The organism is Micromonospora coxensis, from assembly GCF_900090295.1.
In the GTDB taxonomy this organism is placed as follows: domain Bacteria; phylum Actinomycetota; class Actinomycetes; order Mycobacteriales; family Micromonosporaceae; genus Micromonospora; species Micromonospora coxensis.
Window position 1 is genome coordinate 1,858,544 of record NZ_LT607753.1, and the last position, 18,502, is coordinate 1,877,045.

Consider the following 18,502-nt stretch of genomic DNA (forward strand, 5'->3'; position numbering starts at 1 on the left):
TGGTCAATCACGGTCGGAGTCGTCACCGCCGGTGGTCAGTCGCGGTCGGGGTCGAGCAGGCCGAGGCGGTGAGCCAGGGCGGCCGCCTCGATCCGGTTGCCGACGTCGAGCTTGGCGATGATCCGGCTGACGTGCACGCTCGCCGTCTTCGGCGAGATGAACAGCCGCTCGGCGATCCGGCTGTTGCTGTGCCCCTCGGCGACCAGCCGCAGCACCTCCCGCTCCCGGGCGGTGAGCAGGTCCGTGCCGGCCCGGGCCCCGCGCAGGCCGACCCGGCGGGCCAGCGCGGCGGCCTGCTCGGCGAGCGGGGTCGCGCCGAGGCGCCGGGCGATCGCGGTGGCCTCCTCGACCGCCGCCCCGGCCCGCTCCCGCTCCCCCGCCGCCGCGGCGGCCTCGGCGAGCGCCAGCAGCGCCCGGCCCAGGGCGTACGGCTGGCCGTCGGCCCGCCACGCCTCGACCGCGGCCTGCCAGGCGGGCAGCGCCCGGCCGGCGGGGGCCAGCAGCGCGGTCACCTGGGCGGCGTGCGCCCGCTCCGCCGGGTGGCGGGCCGGCAGGTCGGCGGCGAGCGCGGCGACCGACGCGGCGAGGTCCCGGTCGTCGGTGCGGGCGGCGGTACGGGCGGCGGCGGCGAGCACCGGCCACCCCTCCCGGGGCAGGTGCGGCAGCCGGTCGTCGGCGAGCGCGGCGCGGGCCGCCCGGCCCGCCTCGACCTTGTCGTCGGCGGCGAGGGCCGCCTCGATGCGCAGCTCGTGCAGGGGCAGCCGGTGGTTCGGCCACAGGTACGGGCGGGCCAGGAAGCCGAGCGCCCGGCCGACCAGCTCGTCGGCGCGCGGGTGGGCGCGGGCCAGCCGCAGCCCGGCGCGCAGTTGGAGCCAGTGCAGCCCGGACACCCCGGGCGGGTCGATCCGGGACGCCTCGACGCAGGCCGCGTCGGCCTCGTCCCACCGGCCCAGGGCGATCAGCGCCTCGGCCCGGTTCGACAGCAGGTACGCCCCGGTCGAGCGGCTGATGCCGACCCGGCGCGCCTCGGCCACCCCGGCTGCGGCGGCCTCGGCCGACTCGGCGTACCGGCCCAGCTCGAAGAGCACGTCGGAGAGGTGGACCAGGGCGCTGACCAGCGCCGGGGCGTTCCCGGCGGCACGGGCCCGGGCCTCGGCCCGGCGCAGCTCGGCCAGCCCGAGGTCCGGCGCCTGGTCGGTGCGGCAGAGCATGGCGATCCGGGTGGGCAGCAGGGCCAGGTCCTCGCCGAGCGACTCGGCGGCGGTGTGCGCCTCGGCGGCCACCGCCGCGGCCTGCTCCGGGTCGATCCGGACCAGGTGGGCGGCGATGTCGGCGAGCAGCCGGACCCGCTGCGGGCCGTCCGGCACCCCGGCCGCCAGCCGGTACGCCTCGCGCAGCTCGGCGCTGCCGTCGCTCTTGCCGAGCAGGGCCAGCAGCCGGCCACGCCGGTCGAACAGCCGGGCGGCCCGCAGCGGCTCGGCGTCGGCGTCGACCTCGGCCAGCGCCGCCCGGGCGAGGGTGATCGCCCGGCCGTAGTCGCCGGCCGTGGTGGCCGCGTCCAGCGTCTCCTCCAGCACGGCCAGGTGGTCCATGCCGAGCCGGTCGGCGGCGTCGGGCACCAGCTCCCACAGCTCCAGCACCCGTTCCAGCAGCCGGCTCTGCTCCGCGTACGCGTACCGGTCGGCGGCGGCGCGGGCCGCCACCCGGGCGGCGAGCAGGGCCCGGGGGTGGTCGTGGGCGGCGTACCAGTGGTGGGCGATCTCGGCCGGGGCGCGACCGGCGGCGACGAGCTGCGGCTGCGCCTCGATGGCGGCGGCGTACCGGGCGTGCAGCCGGGCGTGCTCGCCGGGCAGCAGCTCGTCGTGGACCGCCTCGCGGACCAGGGCGTGCCGGAACTCGTAGTCGCCCTCCGGATCGGCGACGACGAGCTGGGCGGCGACGGCGGCGCGCAGCGCGTCCTCCAGCTCGGGCTCGGGCAGGCCGGCGACCTCGGCGAGGAGCTGGTGGGCGAAGCGGGTGCCTCCGGCGGCGGCGATGCGCAGCACCCGCTGGGCGGCGTCGGGGAGCCGGTCGACCCGGGCGAGCAGCAGGTCGCGCAGGGTCTCCGGCAGGGTGGCGCAGCCGACCGGGTCGCCGGCCGCGGCCAGCTCCTCGATGAAGAACGGGTTGCCCTGGGTGCGCTCGTGCACGTCGTCGACGGCGCGGGTCGCCGGCTCGGCCCCGAGCAGGTCGGCGAGGATGGCGGCGGTGCCGTCCCGGTCGAGGCGGCCCAGCTCGATGCGCTCGACGCCGCGGGCCCGGTCCAGCTCGGCGAGGAACGGGCGCAGCGGGTGCCCCCGGTGCAGCTCGTCGGTTCGGTAGGTGCAGACCAGCAGCATCCGGGCGGTGCGGGCGGCCCGGACCAGGAAGCCGATCAGGTCCCGGGTGGAGCGGTCGGCCCAGTGCAGGTCCTCGATCACCAGCACCAGCGGCCGGGCCGTGGCGAGCCGGTGGAACAGCTCTCCCACCAGGTCGAACAGGTAGCCCCGGGGGGTGTCCGACAGAGCCGGGCCGGGTGGCGCGGCGGCCACCGCCGGCACCCGGGCCAGTTCCGGCAGCAGGCGGGCGAACTCCGGCTCGTACCCGGAGAAGACGGCGGGGCCGTCGCGGCGCAGCACCTCGCGCAGCGCGGCGGCGAACGGCGCGAAGGGCAGGCCGGCCTCGCCCAGTTCCAGGCACTGCCCGACGAGGAGCCGGTCGCCGCCTGCGGTGACCAGGGCGCCGAACTCCTCCAGCAGGCGGGTCTTGCCGACCCCGGCCTCCCCGCCGACCAGCACGGTGCCGGCCTGCCCGGCCCGGGCGCGGGCCAGGGCGGCGCGCAGCGACCCGAGCTCGTCCTGCCGGCCGACGAGGACGGTGCTGGCGGCGCGTACGGTCACGGCGTCGAGCATGCCACGTGCGCTCCCGGCGCCGCCCCCGCCGGCCGGTCGGTGCGGGTCGGCCCGGTCGGCGGTCGGTGCGGTGACAGCCGCCGGGCCGGCGGCGGGGGGCACGACGACCGTGGCCCCGGCCGGTGGGGCCGGGGCCACGGTCGGGCCGGAGGCGGCGGTCGGCCCACCGGTACGGGTGGGGGCCGCCGCCGGGGGCGGGGCCGGGGTCACCGGCGGGCGGCGTCGGTGCGGCCGGGACGCTGCCGTCGGCTCAGCCAGCCGCGGGCGTGCCGACGCGGCAGGGACCGGGCGAGCCGGTCCGCCTCGGCGTCGGCCCGCAGCTCGGCCGCGTGGCTGCGGTGCAGGGAGAGGAGGAAGTCTGCGTCGTTGCCGAACATGTCGGGCTCCTTCGGATCGTCGTCGTTCGCTGACACCGACTCTGCGCGCGAAGGTGGCCCCGGGGCATGGGTGCGCCGCCTGATCTTCGGCTGTCGACCCTCCTTACCCGGGCGGCCACCGGCCACCGGAGCGACGTAAGGTACTCAGCCGGCCTGCGGATCAACCGGGCGTGCGGCGACCACTAGACTCTGCGGCATGGCAAAGCCCCAGGAGAAGGTCTCGTTCGGCCAGCGGCTGAAGCAGATCGGGATGGTGTTCAAGTTCACCGCCAAGCAGGACAGGTGGTTCGCGCCGCTGGTCGCCGGCGCGGTGCTGATCCCGCTCGCGCTCACCGTGGTCGCGGTGATCCTGTGGGGCTGGCTCTGGCTGCCGCTGGGCATCCTGTTCACCCTGCTCGCCGTGCTGATCGTGCTCAACCTGCGGTCCAACGCCGCGATGATGAACGCGGCGGAGGGGCAGCCCGGCGCGGCCGCCCAGATCATGGAGAGCATGCGCGGCGACTGGCGGGTCACTCCGGCGGTCAACTCGACCACCCAGATGGACATGGTCCACCTGGTGATCGGGCGGCCCGGCGTGATCCTGCTCGCCGAGGGCAACCCGCAGCGGGTGCGGGGCCTGCTCGGCCAGGAGAAGCGCCGGCTGGCGAAGGTGATCGGCAACGCCCCGCTGCACGACTACGTGATCGGCCAGGGCGAGGGTGAGCTGCCGGTCCGCAAGCTGCGGATGACCCTGATGCGGCTGCCGCGCGCCCTCAGCGGCAAGGACGTCAACTCGCTGGACAAGCGACTCAAGGCGCTGACCGCCCGGCCGCAGATGCCCAAGGGCGCGATCCCGAAGAACATGCGGCCGCCGCGCGGCGCGTTCCGCCAGTCGCGGGGCCGCTGACCCGAGACGTACGCGAGGAGCCGGGCCCGGTCGGGCCCGGCTCCTTCCGTACGTGCGCCTCAGGGGCGGGGGGCGGCGACGACGACCGCGCCGGTGAGGCGGTCGTGCAGGCCCCGACGGTGCGCGTCCATCAGCAGGGCGGGCACGACCAGGGCGAGCAGCAGGCCGCGCAGCAGGGCCCGGGCCAGCCCGATCCGGCCGCCGTCGACCCAGGCCACGCAGCGGATCCGGGTGATCCACATGCCGGGGGTCTGGGCGAACAGGCCGAGGAAGAAGCCGTACTCGACGATCAGCACCAGCACCGGGGCCCAGCCGTCGCGCACCGGGTCGGCGAAGAAGTTGGACACCAGCAGGCAGAGCACCCAGTCGATCACCAGCGCGCCGAAGCGACGACCGAGGCTCGGCGGGGTGAAGGAGGGGTCCGCGGCGGGCGGCACCGGTACGGCGGCGGGGTTGCTCACAGCGGTCAGGGTAGCGAGGACGGGGTCCGGGGCCCGGCCGGAGGCGGTCGCCCGGGGTGTCCGTCACGGTCCGACCGGGTCGTCGGCGCGGGTCGAGGAATCGGGCCAACCACATCAATCTGCGATACACCGCCCCAGCCGGTATCGTCCGAACGGAGATCCGGGGACGACTGAGCGGCCCAGATGACGCTCCGCGAGCGACGTAACACGGCGGAAACAGAGGAGACACGGCCGGGCAACCCTGCGGCCATACCGTCGCCAGTGCCAAGCCCCGGAGTGGACGTGCCAGGAGGACGTGTGTTTGCCAATCCCGAGGAACTCCTGCGATACCTCAAGAACGAGGACGTGAAGTTCGTCGACGTACGTTTCTGTGACCTGCCCGGCGTGATGCAGCACTTCAACCTGCCGGTGGAGTCCTTCGACGACAGCGTCTTCACCGACGGCCTCGCGTTCGACGGCTCGTCGATCCGTGGCTTCCAGGCGATCCACGAGTCGGACATGCTCCTGCTCCCGGACGTCGCGAGTGCCTTCATCGACCCGTTCCGCGCGCAGAAGACCCTCGCGCTGAACTTCTTCATCCACGACCCGTTCACCCGTGAGGCGTACTCCCGGGACCCGCGCAACGTGGCGAAGAAGGCCGAGGCGTACCTGGCGGCCAGCGGCATCGCCGACACCGCCTACTTCGGCGCCGAGGCGGAGTTCTACATCTTCGACTCGATCCGCCACGAGACGTCGGCGCACCAGTCGTTCTACTACATCGACTCGATCGAGGGCGCCTGGAACACCGGCCGGGTCGAGGAGGGCGGCAACCGCGGCTACAAGACCGCCTACAAGGGCGGCTACTTCCCGGTGCCGCCGGTGGACCACTACGCCGACCTGCGCGACGGCATGGTCCGCCGCCTGGTCGACGCCGGCTTCACCGTCGAGCGCTCGCACCACGAGGTCGGCACCGCCGGGCAGTCGGAGATCAACTACAAGTTCTCCACCCTGCTGCACTCCGCCGACCAGCTCCAGCTCTTCAAGTACCTGATCAAGAACGAGGCCTGGGCGCAGGGCAAGACCGCCACGTTCATGCCCAAGCCGCTCTTCGGCGACAACGGCTCCGGCATGCACACCCACCAGAGCCTCTGGCTCAACGGCGAGCCGCTGTTCTACGACGAGACCGGCTACGCCGGCCTGTCCGACATGGCCCGCTGGTACATCGGTGGTCTGCTGCACCACGCCCCGTCGCTGCTGGCCTTCACCAACCCGACGGTCAACTCGTACCGCCGCCTGGTGCCGGGCTTCGAGGCGCCGGTCAACCTGGTCTACTCGCAGCGCAACCGCTCCGCGTGCACCCGGATCCCGGTCACCGGCAGCAACCCGAAGGCCAAGCGGGTCGAGTTCCGGGTGCCGGACCCGTCCAGCAACCCGTACCTCGCCTTCTCGGCGATGATGATGGCCGGCCTGGACGGCATCAAGAACAAGATCGAGCCCCCGGCGCCGATCGACAAGGACCTGTACGACCTGCCGCCGGAGGAGTGGGGCGACGTCAAGCAGGTGCCGGGCTCGCTGCCGGAGGTGCTCGACGCGCTCGAGGCCGACCACGACTACCTGCTCGACGGCGGCGTCTTCACGCCCGACCTGATCTCCACCTGGGTCAGCTGGAAGCGGGCCAACGAGGTCGACCCGGTGCGCCTGCGCCCGACCCCGCACGAGTTCGCGATGTACTTCGACTGCTGAGCAGTCGTCGGACGCACGTTCCACCAGCACCGGCCGGGCCGGCTCCGCTCCGCGGGGCCGGCCCGGCCGCGTCGTGCCCGGCCCGGTGCGCGCCCCGTTCGCCGGCGGGGACCGCTCGCCGGCCCGTGTGTGAGGGTGCCCGCCCCGGCTGCCTCGTGCCCGGCCCCGCGCGCCGGCCCGACCCCGCGCGCCGGCCCGGTCCCGTGTGCCCGCTCCCTGTGCGCGGCCGGTCCCGGTCGGATCAGGCCGGGCCGGGCGCGTGCGGGCGGCGCAGCGTCCGGACCGCCACTACCGCCAGTGCCAGCAGCAGCGCCGTCATCGCGATCGCCCCCGGCGCCTTGGAGTAACGGGCCAGCGAGGCGCCGTCCGGCAGGGTGAGGAAGGCGGCGACCGCGCAGGGCAGCGTGAACCAGGTGGTCCGGGTCGCCGAGACCGCCAGCACCAGCAGCGGCCAGGTGGCGTACCAGGGGTACAGCACGGGGGCCAGGGCCACCGTGGCGGCCAGCGCGACGCCCGCCGCGACGAGGGCGGTACGCGGGCGTACGGCGGGGTCCGGCCGGGCGTCGTCGCGCCCGCGCAGCGCCACCCGGGCCCGCCACCAGAGCGCCACCAGCAGCACCGCCAGGAGCACCAGTCCGACCGCCCGGGTCACCGGCACCGCGCCCGGCTCGCGGCCGGCCAGCTCGCCGAGGTAGTCCACGACGAAGCCGACGGCGGTCGGGGGCGAGGTCCACTGCTGCGAGTCACCACTGCGGGCCAACCCGCCGATCCAGCCCAACCCCAGCCCGGAGAGGACGGGGACCCCCACCAGCGCGGCCACCGCCCCGCCGGCCAGCAGGCCACCGTCGCGCCAGAGCGCCCGGACGGTGTGCCGGCCGCGCACCGCGGCCAGCGCCGCGAAGGGCAGCACCACCACCGCCGTCGCCTTCACCGCCACCGCCAGGCCGAGCAGCACCCCGGCGACCAGCAGCGCACCCGGCCGCCCCGGGGCGAGCAGCCCGCGCAGCCTCCCGACGGCCGGCGGCACACCCGGCCCCCCGACCGCAGCCGCCGCGCCCGGTCTCCCAGGGGCCGGCGACGCACCCAATCTCCCGGCGGCCGGCGACGCACCCGATCTCCCGGCCGGTGACCCGGGCGGATCCCCGGCGGCCGGCGGTGCGGGCGACCCGGCGGGCAGCCGGACCAGCACCAGCAGGCCGAGCAGGAGCAGCCCCAGCATCACCGCGTCGTTGTGCGCGCCGGCGACCAGGTGCACCCCGACCAGCGGGCTGGCCAGCCCGAGCCAGGCCGCGCGACGGGTCGGCACGCCGCAGGCCCGGGCCAGCCCCGGCAGGCAGCACGCGGCCAGCAGCACCCCGGCCAGGGCCAGCGACCGCAGCAGCGCCAGCGTGCCGAGCAGTCCGCCGCCGAGGGTGGCGGCCAGCGCCGCCAGCAGCAGGAAGAGCGGCCCGTACGGGGCGGGGGTGTCCCGCCAGAGCGGCGCGACCGAGTCGACCCACGGGCAGCCGGCCGCCGCCACCCCGACCGTGTACGGGTCGCGCCCGGCGGCGTAGGCCCAGCCCTGGCAGGCGTACGAGTAGACGTCCCGGCTGGCCAGTGGGGGCGCGACGAGCAGCGGCAGCAGCCACAGCCCGGCGGTGCGGTACGCCCACCGGGTCGACGGCGCGCCGTGCCGCAGGGACCACCAGGCGCCGACCATCAGCGCGGTGCCGAGCAACCAGCAGCCCAGCGTCGCCGGGCCGTACGGCGCCGCGCCGGGGCCGGCCGAGGGCAGGTTCGGCAGCGCGCCGCCGAGCCACGCCGCCACGGTGAGCAGCACCGCTCCGGCCAGGCCGGTGTACCGGGCGGACCGGGCGCGGGCGTCGGACGGTGAGCCGGGCTCGGTCACCGGCGGACCTCTCCTCAGTCGGCGGGGGCCGGCCGACGAGCCGCCCGAGCCGACCGTACCAACCGCACGGCCACCACGATCACCAACAGCGTCATCAGCGGCGCGCCCGGCATCTTGGTGTACCGGGCCAGGCCGGTGCCGTCGGCCAGCACCAGGAACGACGACACCAGCGCGACGAGGCCGAACCACCCGATGCGGTGCGCCGTCGCGGCGAGCACGGTCAGCGGCCACACCCAGTACCAGGGGTGGAAGAGCGGGGCCAGGGCGACCGTCGCGGCGAGCGCCAGCCCGGCGTGCCACAGCGGATCCCGGGTGCGGGCCCGCCACCACAGCCAGACCAGCAGCACGGCGAGGACCAGCACGCCGATCGCCCGGGTCACCGGCAGGGCGTCGACGTCCGCGCCGAACAGCGCCGCGACGTACCCGACGGTCTGCCCGACCGCGGTGGGCGGCGAGGTCCAGGCGATCACCAGGCCGCCCTGCTCCAGCCCGGCGATCCAGCCGAAGTCCAGGCCCGCGGCGAGGGTCGCGCCGACCACCGCGGCCAGCGCGCCGCCGGCCACCGGGCCGCCGTCGCGCAGCAGCCGTTTGATCGAGTACGGCCCGGACATCGCGGCCAGGGCGGCGAAGGGCACCACGACCAGGGCGGTGACCTTCACCCCGCCGGCCAGGCCGAGCAGCACTCCCCCGGCCAGCAGCGGCCAGAAGCGCCCGGGGCGGGTCGCCACCACGGCCAGCCCGGCGATCAGCAGGCCCACCATCAGCGCGTCGTTGTGCGCGCCGGAGACCAGGTGCACGCCGACCAGCGGGGAGGCCAGCGCCAGCCAGAGCGCCCGTCCGACCGGCACCCCGCAGCGGCGGGCCAGCACCGGCAGGCAGGCGGCGGTGAGCGCGACGCCCGCCACCGCGACCAGCCGGAACAGCGCCATGCTGGCGTACAGGGAGCCGGTGGCGCCGACGATCGCGCCGGAGATCATCACGAACAGCGGCCCGTACGGCGCGGGGGTGTCCCGCCAGATGTACGAGATGGTGTCCAGCCAGGGGCAGGGCAGCGCGGAGACGCCCTGCTCGTACGGGTTGATCCCGGCCGCGTAGCTCGCGCCCTGGCAGCTGTACGCGTACACGTCCCGGCTGCCCAGCGGCGGCGCGACCAGCAGCGGGAGCAGCCAGAGCCCGGCGGTGACCAGCGCCCACCGGGCCGACGGCACCCGCTCGCGCAGCGACCACCACGCCCCTGCCATCAACCCGGTCCCGACCAGCCAGCTCGCGATGATCAGCGGACCGTGCGGGCCCTGCCAGATGCTGACGGGGGTGGGGCGCAGCTCGCCGTCGGGCAACGCGCCGCCGAGGTACGCGGCGACGGCGAGCAGGACGGAACCGGCCAGTCCGGTCCAGCGCGAGAGGTGGTGAGGCACGTCGGACATGCTGCCAGTACGGTGGTCGCGGACCGGAGGTGGGCATGCGCGGCAGCAGGGTGGTGGGGCTCTCCGCCGGCTGCGCCGCCGTGCTGGCCGGGGTGTGGCTGGCCCTGCCCCGGATGGGCTCCGACCTGTCCGCGCAGGTGGCCCGGGCGGACTTCTTCGCCGCCCACGGCGACGCCCTGGTGGACCTGCGCTGGTACGGCGGGATCCACCCGCTCGGCTACAGCCTGGTGTCGCCGCCGCTGATGGCCACGCTCGGCGTCCGGGTGACCGGCGCGCTCGCCCTGCTCGGGGCGGCCGTCGCGTTCGCCGCGCTGCTGGTGCGCACCGGGGTGCCCCGGCCCCTGCTCGGCAGCCTGGTCGGGGTGCTCACCATCGCCGGCAACCTGGTCTCCGGCCGGGTGACGTACGCCCTCGGGGTGGCCTTCGGCCTGGCCGCGCTGCTCGCGCTGACCCTGCCCACGTCCGCCCCGCCGACCCGCCGGGGTGATCCGGACGACCCTGCCGGTCCGGGCGATCCCGCCGGTCCGGACGGCGCGGACCGCCCTCGCGGCCTGAGCGACCCCGCCGGTCCGGGGAGCCAGGACGGCCGGTCCTCCGCGTCGCCGGTCGCCCAGCGCGGGCCCCGGTGGGCGCTGCGGTCGGTCCTGGTGGTGGCGGGGGCGCTGGCGGCCTCGGCGGCCAGCCCGGTGGCCGGCCTCTTCGTCGGCCTGGCCGGCGCGGCGCTGCTGCTCACCCGCCGGTACGCCGACGGTCTGCTGCTCGGCGTCGCCGCCGCGCTGCCGCTCGGGGTGACCGGGCTGCTCTTCGGCGAGGGTGGCTGGATGAACATCAGCCGCACCGACACCGTCCGGGCGGTGCTGACCAGTCTGCTGGTCGCGGCGCTGGTGGCGTACCGGCCGGTGCGGGTGGGCGCGGTGCTGTCGGCGGCCGGGGTGCTGGTGGCGGCGCTGGTGCACACCCCGGTCGGGCTGAACGCGACCCGGCTGGTGGTGATGTTCGCGCTGCCGCTGCTGGCCGCCGCCGCCCGCCCGCCCCGCCGGCTGGCCGACCGGCTGCCGGCGAACCTCGGCGGTGGCACGGTCGGAGCGAGGGCCGGCAACACGCCGGACCGAACGGAATCCGACGGCGGCGTTGCGCGGGGAGCGGTGGCCGGGCGGGGGCGCCGAAGCCGGGTGGTCGGGGCGGTGACGCTGACCGGCCTGCTGGTGGCGGTCGCCTGGTGGCAGCCGCCGGTGGTCGCGGCCGACCTGCGGGGCATCGGCGACCCGACCACCGAGCGGGCCTTCTTCGACCCGCTCCGCGACGAGCTGGACCGGCGCGGGCTCACCGGCCGGGTGGAGGTGCCGCCGACCCGGGACTACTGGGAGGCGGCCCACCTCGGCGGGACGCCGCTGGCCCGGGGCTGGCTGCGGCAGGCCGACATCGCCCGCAACCCGCTCTTCTTCACCACCGTGCCCGGGGCGGCCGGCACCGGGGTGCCGCTGACCGCCGACAGCTACCGGGCCTGGCTGGACGAGAACGCCGTGCAGTACGTCGCCGTCCCGGACGCGCCGCTGTCCTGGGTGGGCCGGGCCGAGGCGGAACTGGTCGCCGGCGGGCTGCCGTACCTCACCGAGGTCTGGGCGGACGACCGGTGGCGGCTGTACGCGGTGGCCGACCCGCCGCCCCTGGTCGCCGCCCCCGGGGAGCTGCTGCGCCAGGACGGCGCCTCGGTGACGTTCCGGACCGCCGGTCCCGGCACCGTGCCGGTACGGGTACGGCACAGCCGCTGGCTGACCGCCTCCGGCGGCGCGACGGTCACCGCCGACGGGGACTGGACGACGGTCAGCGTCCCGCGCGCCGGCACGTACACCCTCGGGAGCTGACGGGCTGTCCGCCCCCGACCGGCCGGCGAGCCGACCCGACCGGGCGCGTGCCGACCGGTGCGACGGCGTGCCGACCGGCGGCGGCTCAGGCGGGGTCGGGGCGGGTCGGGGACGGCCGGGCCCGGACGTGCAGCCGCTCCCCCTGCGGCCCGAAGAGGCTCAGGATCTCCAGCGGGGTGTCGAACGGGTTGCCGAACCAGTGCGGCGTGCGGGTGTCGAACTCGGCGACCTCCCCCGCCTCCAGGGTCAGGTCGTGCCGGCCGAGCAGCAGCCGGCACCGGCCGGAGAGCACGTACAGCCACTCGTGGCCCTCGTGCACCTGCTGCTCGGGATTGCCGGCCCGGGCCCCCGGCGGATAGATCATCTTGTACGCCTGGACGCCGCCGGGGCGGCGGGTCAGCGGCAGGATGGTCACCTCGCCCCGCCGGACCGGCCGGGGATGCACCCTCGGGTCGCCGGTCTCCGGCGCGCCCACCAGGTCGTCCAGCGGCACCCGGTGGAACCGGGCCAACGCGAGCAGCAGCTCCAGGGTCGGCCGGCGGCCACCGGACTCCAGCCGGGACAGCGTGCTGACCGAGATCCCGGTGGCCGCCGAGAGCTGGGCCAGGGTCACCCCGCGCTGCTGGCGCAGCGCCCGCAGGCGCGGCCCGACCGAGGTCAGGGTCTCCTCGTCGCCGGGAGCCGAATCGTTTGCCATTCCCGCAACGATAGTTGTCATCTCGGCCGGTCCGCGCGGACCATCCGGAACGTCGGCGGGACGGGCCCGCCGGTGAGGAGACGGGGACGATGACGCACGACTCGACGTACGACGTGGTGGTGGTCGGTGGCGGCGCGGCCGGGCTCAGCGGGGCCCTGGCGTTGGGGCGCTTCCGCCGCTCGGTGCTGGTGGTGGACGGCGGCGCGCCGCGCAACGCCCCGGCCGGCCAGGTGCACAACTTCCTCACCAACGAGGGTGTGCCCCCGGCCGAGCTGTACGCGACGGCCCGCGCGGAGGTCGCCCGGTACGGCGTCGAGGTGGTCGACGGCACGGTGCTGGCGGCACGTCGGCGGGACGACCCGGACGGGCTTCGGTTCGACGTGGAGCTGGCCGACGGGCGGCGGGTCCGGGCCCGGCGGCTGCTGGTCACCACCGGGCTGGTCGACGAGCTGCCCGACGTGGCGGGGCTCGCCGAGCGGTGGGGTCGCGACGTCCTGCACTGCCCGTACTGCCACGGGTGGGAGGTCCGGGACCAGGCCGTCGGCGTGCTCGCCACCGGACCGACCGCCGTCCACCAGGCGCTGCTGTTCCGTCAGCTCACCGACGACGTGGTGCTGTTCGCGCACACCGCGCCACCGCTGTCGGCGGAGCAGGCGGAGCAGCTCGCCGCCCGGGGCGTACGGGTCGTCGAGGGCGTGGTGGCGGCGGTGGAGGTCACCGGTGACCGGCTCAGCGGCGTCCGACTGGCCTCCGGCGAGGTGGTCGCCCGGCAGGCGGTGGCGGTGGCGCCCCGGTTCCGGGCCCGGGCCGACCTGCTCGCCGGCCTCGGGCTGGGCACCGACGACTTCGTGCTGGCCGGCCAGGTGGTCGGCGCGCACGTGCCGGCCGACCCGACCGGGGCCACGTCGGTTCCCGGGGTGTGGGTGGCCGGCAACGTGACCGACCTGGGGGCCACCGTGGTGGTGGCCGCGGCCGGCGGCATGAAGGCCGGCGCGGCGGTCAACGCCGACCTGGTCGCCGAGGACACCGACCGGGCGGTCGCCGCCCGGCGCGCGGCGCGGGAGGTGAGGACGCCGGGGGCGGCCGGCACCGCCCAGTCGGACGCGGTCGCGGCGCACCCGGCGGTGACCGTGGTGGCGTCGGACGCTGACGCGGTCGACGAGGAGACCGCCCGGCACTGGGACGAGCTGTACGCCGCCCGGGAGCGGTACTGGAGCGGGCGGGCCAATCCGCACCTGGTCACGGTGGCCGGCGCGCTGCCGCCGGGCACCGTGCTGGACCTCGGCTGCGGCGAGGGCGGCGACGCGATCTGGCTGGCCCGGCAGGGCTGGCGGGTGACCGCGGTCGACGTCTCCCGTACCGCGCTGGAGCGGGCGGCGGCCGAGGCGTCCGCCGCCGGGGTGGCCGAGCGGATCGACTTCCGCCGGCACGACCTGACCCGCAGCTTCCCGGACGGGCGGTTCGACCTGGTCTCGGCGCAGTTCCTCCAGTCACCGATCGAGTTCCCCCGCGACGAGGTGCTGCGGGCGGCGGCCCGGGCGGTCGCCCCCGGCGGCCGGCTGCTGATCGTCGAGCACGGCGAGATGCCGCCGTGGGCCCGCGCGCACCACCCGGAGGCGCGCTTCCCCACCCCGCAGGAGACCCTGGCCGCGCTGGCGCTGGATCCGGACGCCTGGCACACCGAGCGGGTGGAGACGCTGCACCGGGAGGGCACCGGTCCGCACGGCGAGACCGGGCACCTGGTCGACAACCTCGTGCTGGTGCGCCGCCGCTGACGACGACGCGGGTCAGCTCTCCATGACCCGCTGCATGGCCGCCCGGGACCGCCGGCCGGTGCGCAGGTACTCGTCGAGGAACTCGCCCGGGTCGTCGTGGCCGAGCAGCCGGACCACGCCGGCCAGCTCCACCCCGTGCCGGGGCAGCTGGTCGCCGGCCCGGCCGCGTACCAGCATCAGCGCGTTGCGGACCTGCGCGGCCAGGGTCCAGCCGGCGGCCATCTCCGCGGCGTCGGTCGGGTCGACCAGGCCGGCGTCGCGGGCCGCCGCGAGCGCGTCGAGGGTACGCGTGCCGCGCAGCGCCGGGTGCGCCCCGGCATGGCGGAGCTGGAGCAGCTGCACCGCCCACTCGACGTCGGCCAGGCCACCACGCCCCAGCTTGGTGTGGGTGGCCGGGTCGGCGCCCCGGGGCAGCCGCTCGTTCTCCACCCGGGCCTTGATCCGGCGGATCTCCACCACCTGCTCGCGGGTCAGCCCGTCGGCCGGGTACCGGACCGGGTCCACCATCGCGGTGAACCGCGCGCCCAGGTCGGCGTCGCCGCAGACGAAGCGGGCCCGCAGCAGCGCCTGCGCCTCCCACACCTTCGACCAGCGGGCGTAGTACTGGGCGTACGCGGCGAGGCTGCGGACCAGCGGGCCCTGCCGTCCCTCGGGGCGCAGGTCGGCGTCGACGCCGAGCGGCGGGTCGGGGGCGGGCATCCCGAGCAGCCGGCGCAGCTCCTCGGCGATGTGGTGCGCGGCGGCGCTGGCCGCGCTCTCGTCCGCCCCGGCGGGCGGCTCGTAGACGAAGAGCACGTCGGCGTCGGAGAGGTAGTTCGACTCGTACCCGCCGAGGCGGCCCATGCCGATCACCGCGAGGCGCAGCCCGGGCAGCGCCGGGTGGGCCGCCCGCGCGGTGCGCAGCGCGGCGGCCAGGGTGGCGTCGGTGACGTCGGAGAGCGCGGTGCCCACGGCGGTGACGTCGGCCAGCGGGGCGGCCGACGAGCCCCGCTCGGGGCGGGGGGCGAGCCCGCCGGCCCGGCTGAGCACGTCGGCGCAGGCGATCCGGACCAGCTCCCGGCGGCGTAGGGCGCGGACCGCGCGGGTGGCCTCGACCGGGTCGTCGTGCCGGGCGGCGGCGGCCGTGAAGCCCTCGCCGAGCACCTCCCGTGGGCGGGGGGCCAGTTCGCTCTCCTCGGCCAGCAGGCGCAGCGCCTCCGGTTCCCGGGCCAGCAGGTCGGCCGCGTACCGGGAGGAGGAGAGCACCCGGGCCAGCCGGCGGGCCACCGGCCCGGAGTCGCGCAGCAGCCGCAGGTACCAGGGGGTGCTGCCGAGCTTGTCCGAGACCTGCCGGTAGTTGAGCAGGCCACGGTCCGGCTCGGGGGCGTCGGCGAACTCGCTGAGCAGCACCGGCAGCAGGGTGCGCTGGATGGCGGCGGTCCGGCTGACCCCGCCGGTGAGGGCCTGGAGGTGGCGCAGCGCCCCGGCCGGGTCGGCGAAGCCGAGGATCTCCAGCCGGTGCCGGGCCGCCTCCGGGGTGAGGCGCAGCCCGTCGGCGGGCACCCGGGCCACCGACTCCAGCAGCGGCCGGTAGAGCAGCTTGGCGTGCAGCCGGCGTACCTCGGTGGCGTGGGCGACCCAGTCGGCGCGGAACGCCTCGACGGCGCTGCGGCCTCCGGTGGCGGTGTAGCCGAGCGCGGCGGCGAGCCAGCGCAGGGCGGCCGGCTCGGTCGGCACGGTGTGGGTACGGCGCAGGGCCTGGAGCTGCAGCCGGTGCTCGACGCCGCGCAGGAAGCGGTACCCGCGCAGCAGCGCCTCGCCGTCGGCCCGGCCGACGTAGCCGCCGGTGACCAGGGCGCGCAGCGCGGGGATGGTGCCGGGGGCCCGCAGCGACTCGTCGCCGCGGCCGTGCACCAGTTGCAGCAGCTGGACGGCGAACTCGATGTCCCGCAGCCCGCCCGGACCGCGCTTGATCTCGCGTTCCAGCTCCTTCGGCGGGATGTTCTCGATGATCTTGCGACGCATCGCCCGGACGTCGGAGACCGCCTCGGGGCGTTCGGCGGCCCGCCACACCAGCGGGGCGAGCGCGTCGGTCCACTGCCGGGCCAGGTCGAGGTCGCCGGCCGCCGGCCGGGCCTTGAGCAGCGCCTGGAACTCCCAGGTGCGGGCCCAGCGCTGGTAGTAGGCGAGGTGGCTGGCGAGGGTGCGCACCAGCGGCCCCCGGTTGCCCTCGGGACGCAGCGCGGCGTCGACCGGCCAGGCGACCAGCCCGCAGACGCCGATCAGCCGGGCGGCGACGGTGGTGCCGGCGGCCAGGTCCGCGTCGTCGGCGGCCACGAAGATCACGTCGACGTCGGAGACGTAGTTCAGCTCGTCGCCGCCGCACTTGCCCATCGCGACCACCGCGAGCCGGGGCCGGGGCGTCCCCTCGGGCAGCTCGTCGACCGCGATCTCGTACGCGGCGGCCAGGGTGGCGTCGGCCAGCGCGGAGAGCGCCGCCATGGTCTGCTCCAGGCCGCGCCCGCCGGTCAGGTCGGCCGCGGCGATCCGCAGCAGCGCCAGCCGGTACGCCTGCCGCAGCACCGCCACCGGCTGGGTGGCGGCGGTGAGCTGCCCGGCGAGGGCCAGGTCGAGCGTGCCGTCGGCGGTGGGGGCGAGCCCGTCCGGGGCGGTGCGCAGCACGGTCCACTGCTCCGGATTGGCGACCAGGTGGTCGCCGAGCGCCGAGGACGCGCCGAGCACGGCGACCAGCCGGCGGCGCAGCCCCGGGTCGTCGCAGAGCGCCGCGATCAGCGCGGACCCGCCGGCCGGGGGCGTGCCGTCCGCGCCGGCCGCAGGACCGGTGGGCGTGGCGCGCCGCTCCGCCTCGACCATCCGGTGCAGCTGGCGCAGGGCCAGGTCCGGGTCGGCGGCCCGGGAGAGCGCCGCCAGCAGCTCGGCGGCCGACTCGTCGGCGGGCTCCTGCTCCTCGGTCCGCCAGAGCCCGAGCCCGTCCGGGCCGAGCAGGTCCGCCGCCCGCGCCCCGCCGTCGCCCTCGGCGAACCCGTACCGGGCGAGGCGTCCCCTGGCCGGTCGGGTCATGTCAGTGCCCGAGCAGGGGCAGGCCGGTGCGGACGGTGTCGTCGTCCAGCTCGCCGAGGGCGAGGGCGGCGAAGCGGATCGCGAACGGCTGCCAGACCTCCTCCACGTCGGCCATCACCCGGGCGCAGGCGGCCACCACCAGTTCCGGGTCGTACCCCAGCTCGGCCAGGAGCGCCGAGTCGCGGGCCCAGTCGGCGATCATCGCGGTGTCGCACTCGATGTGGAACTGCAGGCCCCAGGCCCGGTCGCCGAGGCGGAACGCCTGGTGCGGGTACCGGGTGGAGGCGGCCAGCAGGGTCGCGCCCCGGGGCAGCTCGGTGATCTCGTCGACGTGCCACTGCAGGACGTCCGGGATGAGCGGCACGTACCGGAAGAGCGGGTCGGTCTCGGCGGCGTCCCGCTTGCCCACCACGCCGGGCCCGACCTCCGGGCCGGACGGGCTGCGCTCGACGACACCGGCGTGCGCGGTCGCCAGCAGTTGCCCGCCGAGGCAGACGCCGAGGGTGGGCACCCGGTGCCGGACGGCCTTGCGCAGCAGCCCCTCCACCTCGGGGAACCAGGGTGCCCCCGGGGTGCCGTCGGCCAGCGGGTACGCCTGCTGCTCGCCGCCGAGCACCACCAGCGCCGCGTACCCCTCCAGGTCGGCGGGGAGCGCGTCGCCCGCGTGCGGGCGCACCACCCGCAGGTCGAGGCCCCCTTCGGTGAGCCACTCCCCCAGTCGGCGGAGGTCGTCGGTCGGGTCGTTCTCGATCACCAGCGCGGTCGCCACGTGTCGAGGCTAGCGGGTGTCGCGGACGGCGTCGGCGCGGCACGTCCCGCCCGTGGCGGGAGCGCGCAGGGCGTCGAGCATCCGGCCCAGCGCCGCCCGGGTGGCGGAGAGATCCGCCGGGTCGGTCGAGCGGGCGAGCCAGAGCGCCGCCTCGTTCATCGCGCCGGAGAGCAGGTGGGTGAGCGGGGCGACCGGCTGTGCGGGAATCAGTCCGGCCGCCAGCAGATCGGTGAGCGCCTCGGCCAGGTGGCGGCCGGAGGCCGCCTCGTCCAGCGCCCGCCACTCGTGCCAGCCGAGCACGGACGGACCGTCGACCAGCATGATCCGTTGCAGGTCGGGGTCGGTGCTGGCGGTGAGGAACTCCTGGCAGCCGGCGGTGAACCGGGTCCAGGGGTCGTCGTGCGCCTCGGCGGCGGTGGCGACGCGCCGGCCGACCTCGTCCTGGACCTCGGCGAGCACGGCCCGGAACAACTCCTCCTTGCTGGCGAAGTGGTGGTAGAGCGCGCCCTTGGTCACCCCGGCCACGCGCACGATCTCGGCCAGTCCGACGGCCGCGTAGCCACGGTCGGCGAAGAGCCGCCGGCTCTGCCGCAGCAGTTCCCGGCGGGTCTGCTCGCGTTGCTGCGCCCGGACACCCTGCGCCATCAC

General features: G+C 76.6%; 12 protein-coding genes and 3 pseudogenes. 6 read left to right on the forward strand and 9 right to left on the reverse strand.

What is annotated here, in order from left to right; genetic code table 11:
• Positions 1 to 35: 35 nt before the first annotated feature.
• Positions 36 to 2,930 carry a helix-turn-helix transcriptional regulator gene (locus GA0070614_RS08170; RefSeq protein WP_088979317.1) on the reverse strand — a complete coding sequence of 965 codons (2,895 nt, stop codon included), beginning with the start codon at positions 2,928 to 2,930 and terminating at the stop codon, positions 36 to 38.
• Between the two features lie 206 nt (positions 2,931 to 3,136).
• Positions 3,137 to 3,307 carry a hypothetical protein gene (locus GA0070614_RS30520; protein WP_172892394.1) on the reverse strand — a complete coding sequence of 57 codons (171 nt, stop codon included), beginning with the start codon at positions 3,305 to 3,307 and terminating at the stop codon, positions 3,137 to 3,139.
• A 196-nt stretch (positions 3,308 to 3,503) separates the two neighbouring features.
• Here GA0070614_RS30520 and GA0070614_RS08175 point away from each other — a divergent pair, with 196 nt between their 5' ends.
• On the forward strand, positions 3,504 to 4,193 hold the full coding sequence (locus GA0070614_RS08175) for a DUF4191 domain-containing protein (RefSeq protein WP_088975380.1): 690 nt from the start codon (positions 3,504 to 3,506) through the stop codon (positions 4,191 to 4,193).
• A 59-nt stretch (positions 4,194 to 4,252) separates the two neighbouring features.
• Here the strand turns inward: GA0070614_RS08175 and GA0070614_RS08180 are convergent, their stop codons facing one another.
• Positions 4,253 to 4,654, reverse strand: a complete 402-nt coding sequence (locus GA0070614_RS08180; protein WP_408630741.1) for an RDD family protein — start codon at positions 4,652 to 4,654, stop codon at positions 4,253 to 4,255.
• Between the two features lie 297 nt (positions 4,655 to 4,951).
• Here GA0070614_RS08180 and glnA point away from each other — a divergent pair, with 297 nt between their 5' ends.
• Positions 4,952 to 6,376 carry a type I glutamate--ammonia ligase gene (gene glnA / locus GA0070614_RS08185; protein ID WP_088975382.1) on the forward strand — a complete coding sequence of 475 codons (1,425 nt, stop codon included), beginning with the start codon at positions 4,952 to 4,954 and terminating at the stop codon, positions 6,374 to 6,376.
• A 241-nt stretch (positions 6,377 to 6,617) separates the two neighbouring features.
• Here the strand turns inward: glnA and mptB (GA0070614_RS08190) are convergent, their stop codons facing one another.
• Complete coding sequence (mptB, locus tag GA0070614_RS08190; RefSeq protein ID WP_088975383.1) at positions 6,618 to 8,264, reverse strand: polyprenol phosphomannose-dependent alpha 1,6 mannosyltransferase MptB; 1,647 nt, start codon at positions 8,262 to 8,264, stop codon at positions 6,618 to 6,620.
• Between the two features lie 14 nt (positions 8,265 to 8,278).
• Positions 8,279 to 9,679, reverse strand: coding sequence for a polyprenol phosphomannose-dependent alpha 1,6 mannosyltransferase MptB (gene mptB / locus GA0070614_RS08195; protein ID WP_172892573.1), 1,401 nt, complete (start codon positions 9,677 to 9,679; stop codon positions 8,279 to 8,281).
• 44 nt (positions 9,680 to 9,723) lie between these two features.
• On the opposite strand from mptB (GA0070614_RS08195), the pseudogene GA0070614_RS31640 reads away from it, so the two are divergent.
• Both GA0070614_RS31640 and GA0070614_RS08200 read left to right on the forward strand, forming a co-directional pair.
• Positions 9,724 to 10,146 (forward strand): annotated as a pseudogene (locus GA0070614_RS31640) (hypothetical protein); the annotation flags it as partial.
• Between the two features lie 183 nt (positions 10,147 to 10,329).
• Positions 10,330 to 11,553 (forward strand): annotated as a pseudogene (locus GA0070614_RS08200) (hypothetical protein); the annotation flags it as partial.
• 85 nt (positions 11,554 to 11,638) lie between these two features.
• Here the strand turns inward: GA0070614_RS08200 and GA0070614_RS08205 are convergent.
• Complete coding sequence (locus GA0070614_RS08205) at positions 11,639 to 12,250, reverse strand: helix-turn-helix domain-containing protein (protein ID WP_088975385.1); 612 nt, start codon at positions 12,248 to 12,250, stop codon at positions 11,639 to 11,641.
• Between the two features lie 89 nt (positions 12,251 to 12,339).
• Here GA0070614_RS08205 and GA0070614_RS31060 point away from each other — a divergent pair.
• Positions 12,340 to 13,308 (forward strand): annotated as a pseudogene (locus tag GA0070614_RS31060) (NAD(P)/FAD-dependent oxidoreductase); the annotation flags it as partial.
• Positions 13,309 to 13,383: 75 nt separating this feature from the next.
• Positions 13,384 to 14,025 (forward strand): class I SAM-dependent methyltransferase, encoded by a 642-nt coding sequence (locus GA0070614_RS31065; RefSeq protein WP_231933669.1) that lies wholly within the window; start codon positions 13,384 to 13,386, stop codon positions 14,023 to 14,025.
• A 12-nt stretch (positions 14,026 to 14,037) separates the two neighbouring features.
• Here GA0070614_RS31065 and GA0070614_RS08215 read toward each other — a convergent pair whose 3' ends face one another.
• Genes GA0070614_RS08215 through GA0070614_RS08225 form a run of 3 tightly spaced genes read right to left on the reverse strand, consistent with a single transcriptional unit; the run spans position 14,038 to position 18,499 of the window.
• Positions 14,038 to 17,085, reverse strand: a complete 3,048-nt coding sequence (locus tag GA0070614_RS08215) for a bifunctional [glutamine synthetase] adenylyltransferase/[glutamine synthetase]-adenylyl-L-tyrosine phosphorylase (protein WP_088975387.1) — start codon at positions 17,083 to 17,085, stop codon at positions 14,038 to 14,040.
• 1 nt (position 17,086) lies between these two features.
• Positions 17,087 to 17,854, reverse strand: coding sequence for a type 1 glutamine amidotransferase (locus tag GA0070614_RS08220; RefSeq protein ID WP_088975388.1), 768 nt, complete (start codon positions 17,852 to 17,854; stop codon positions 17,087 to 17,089).
• Between the two features lie 9 nt (positions 17,855 to 17,863).
• On the reverse strand, positions 17,864 to 18,499 hold the full coding sequence (locus tag GA0070614_RS08225) for a TetR/AcrR family transcriptional regulator (protein ID WP_088975389.1): 636 nt from the start codon (positions 18,497 to 18,499) through the stop codon (positions 17,864 to 17,866).
• Positions 18,500 to 18,502 lie beyond the last annotated feature (3 nt).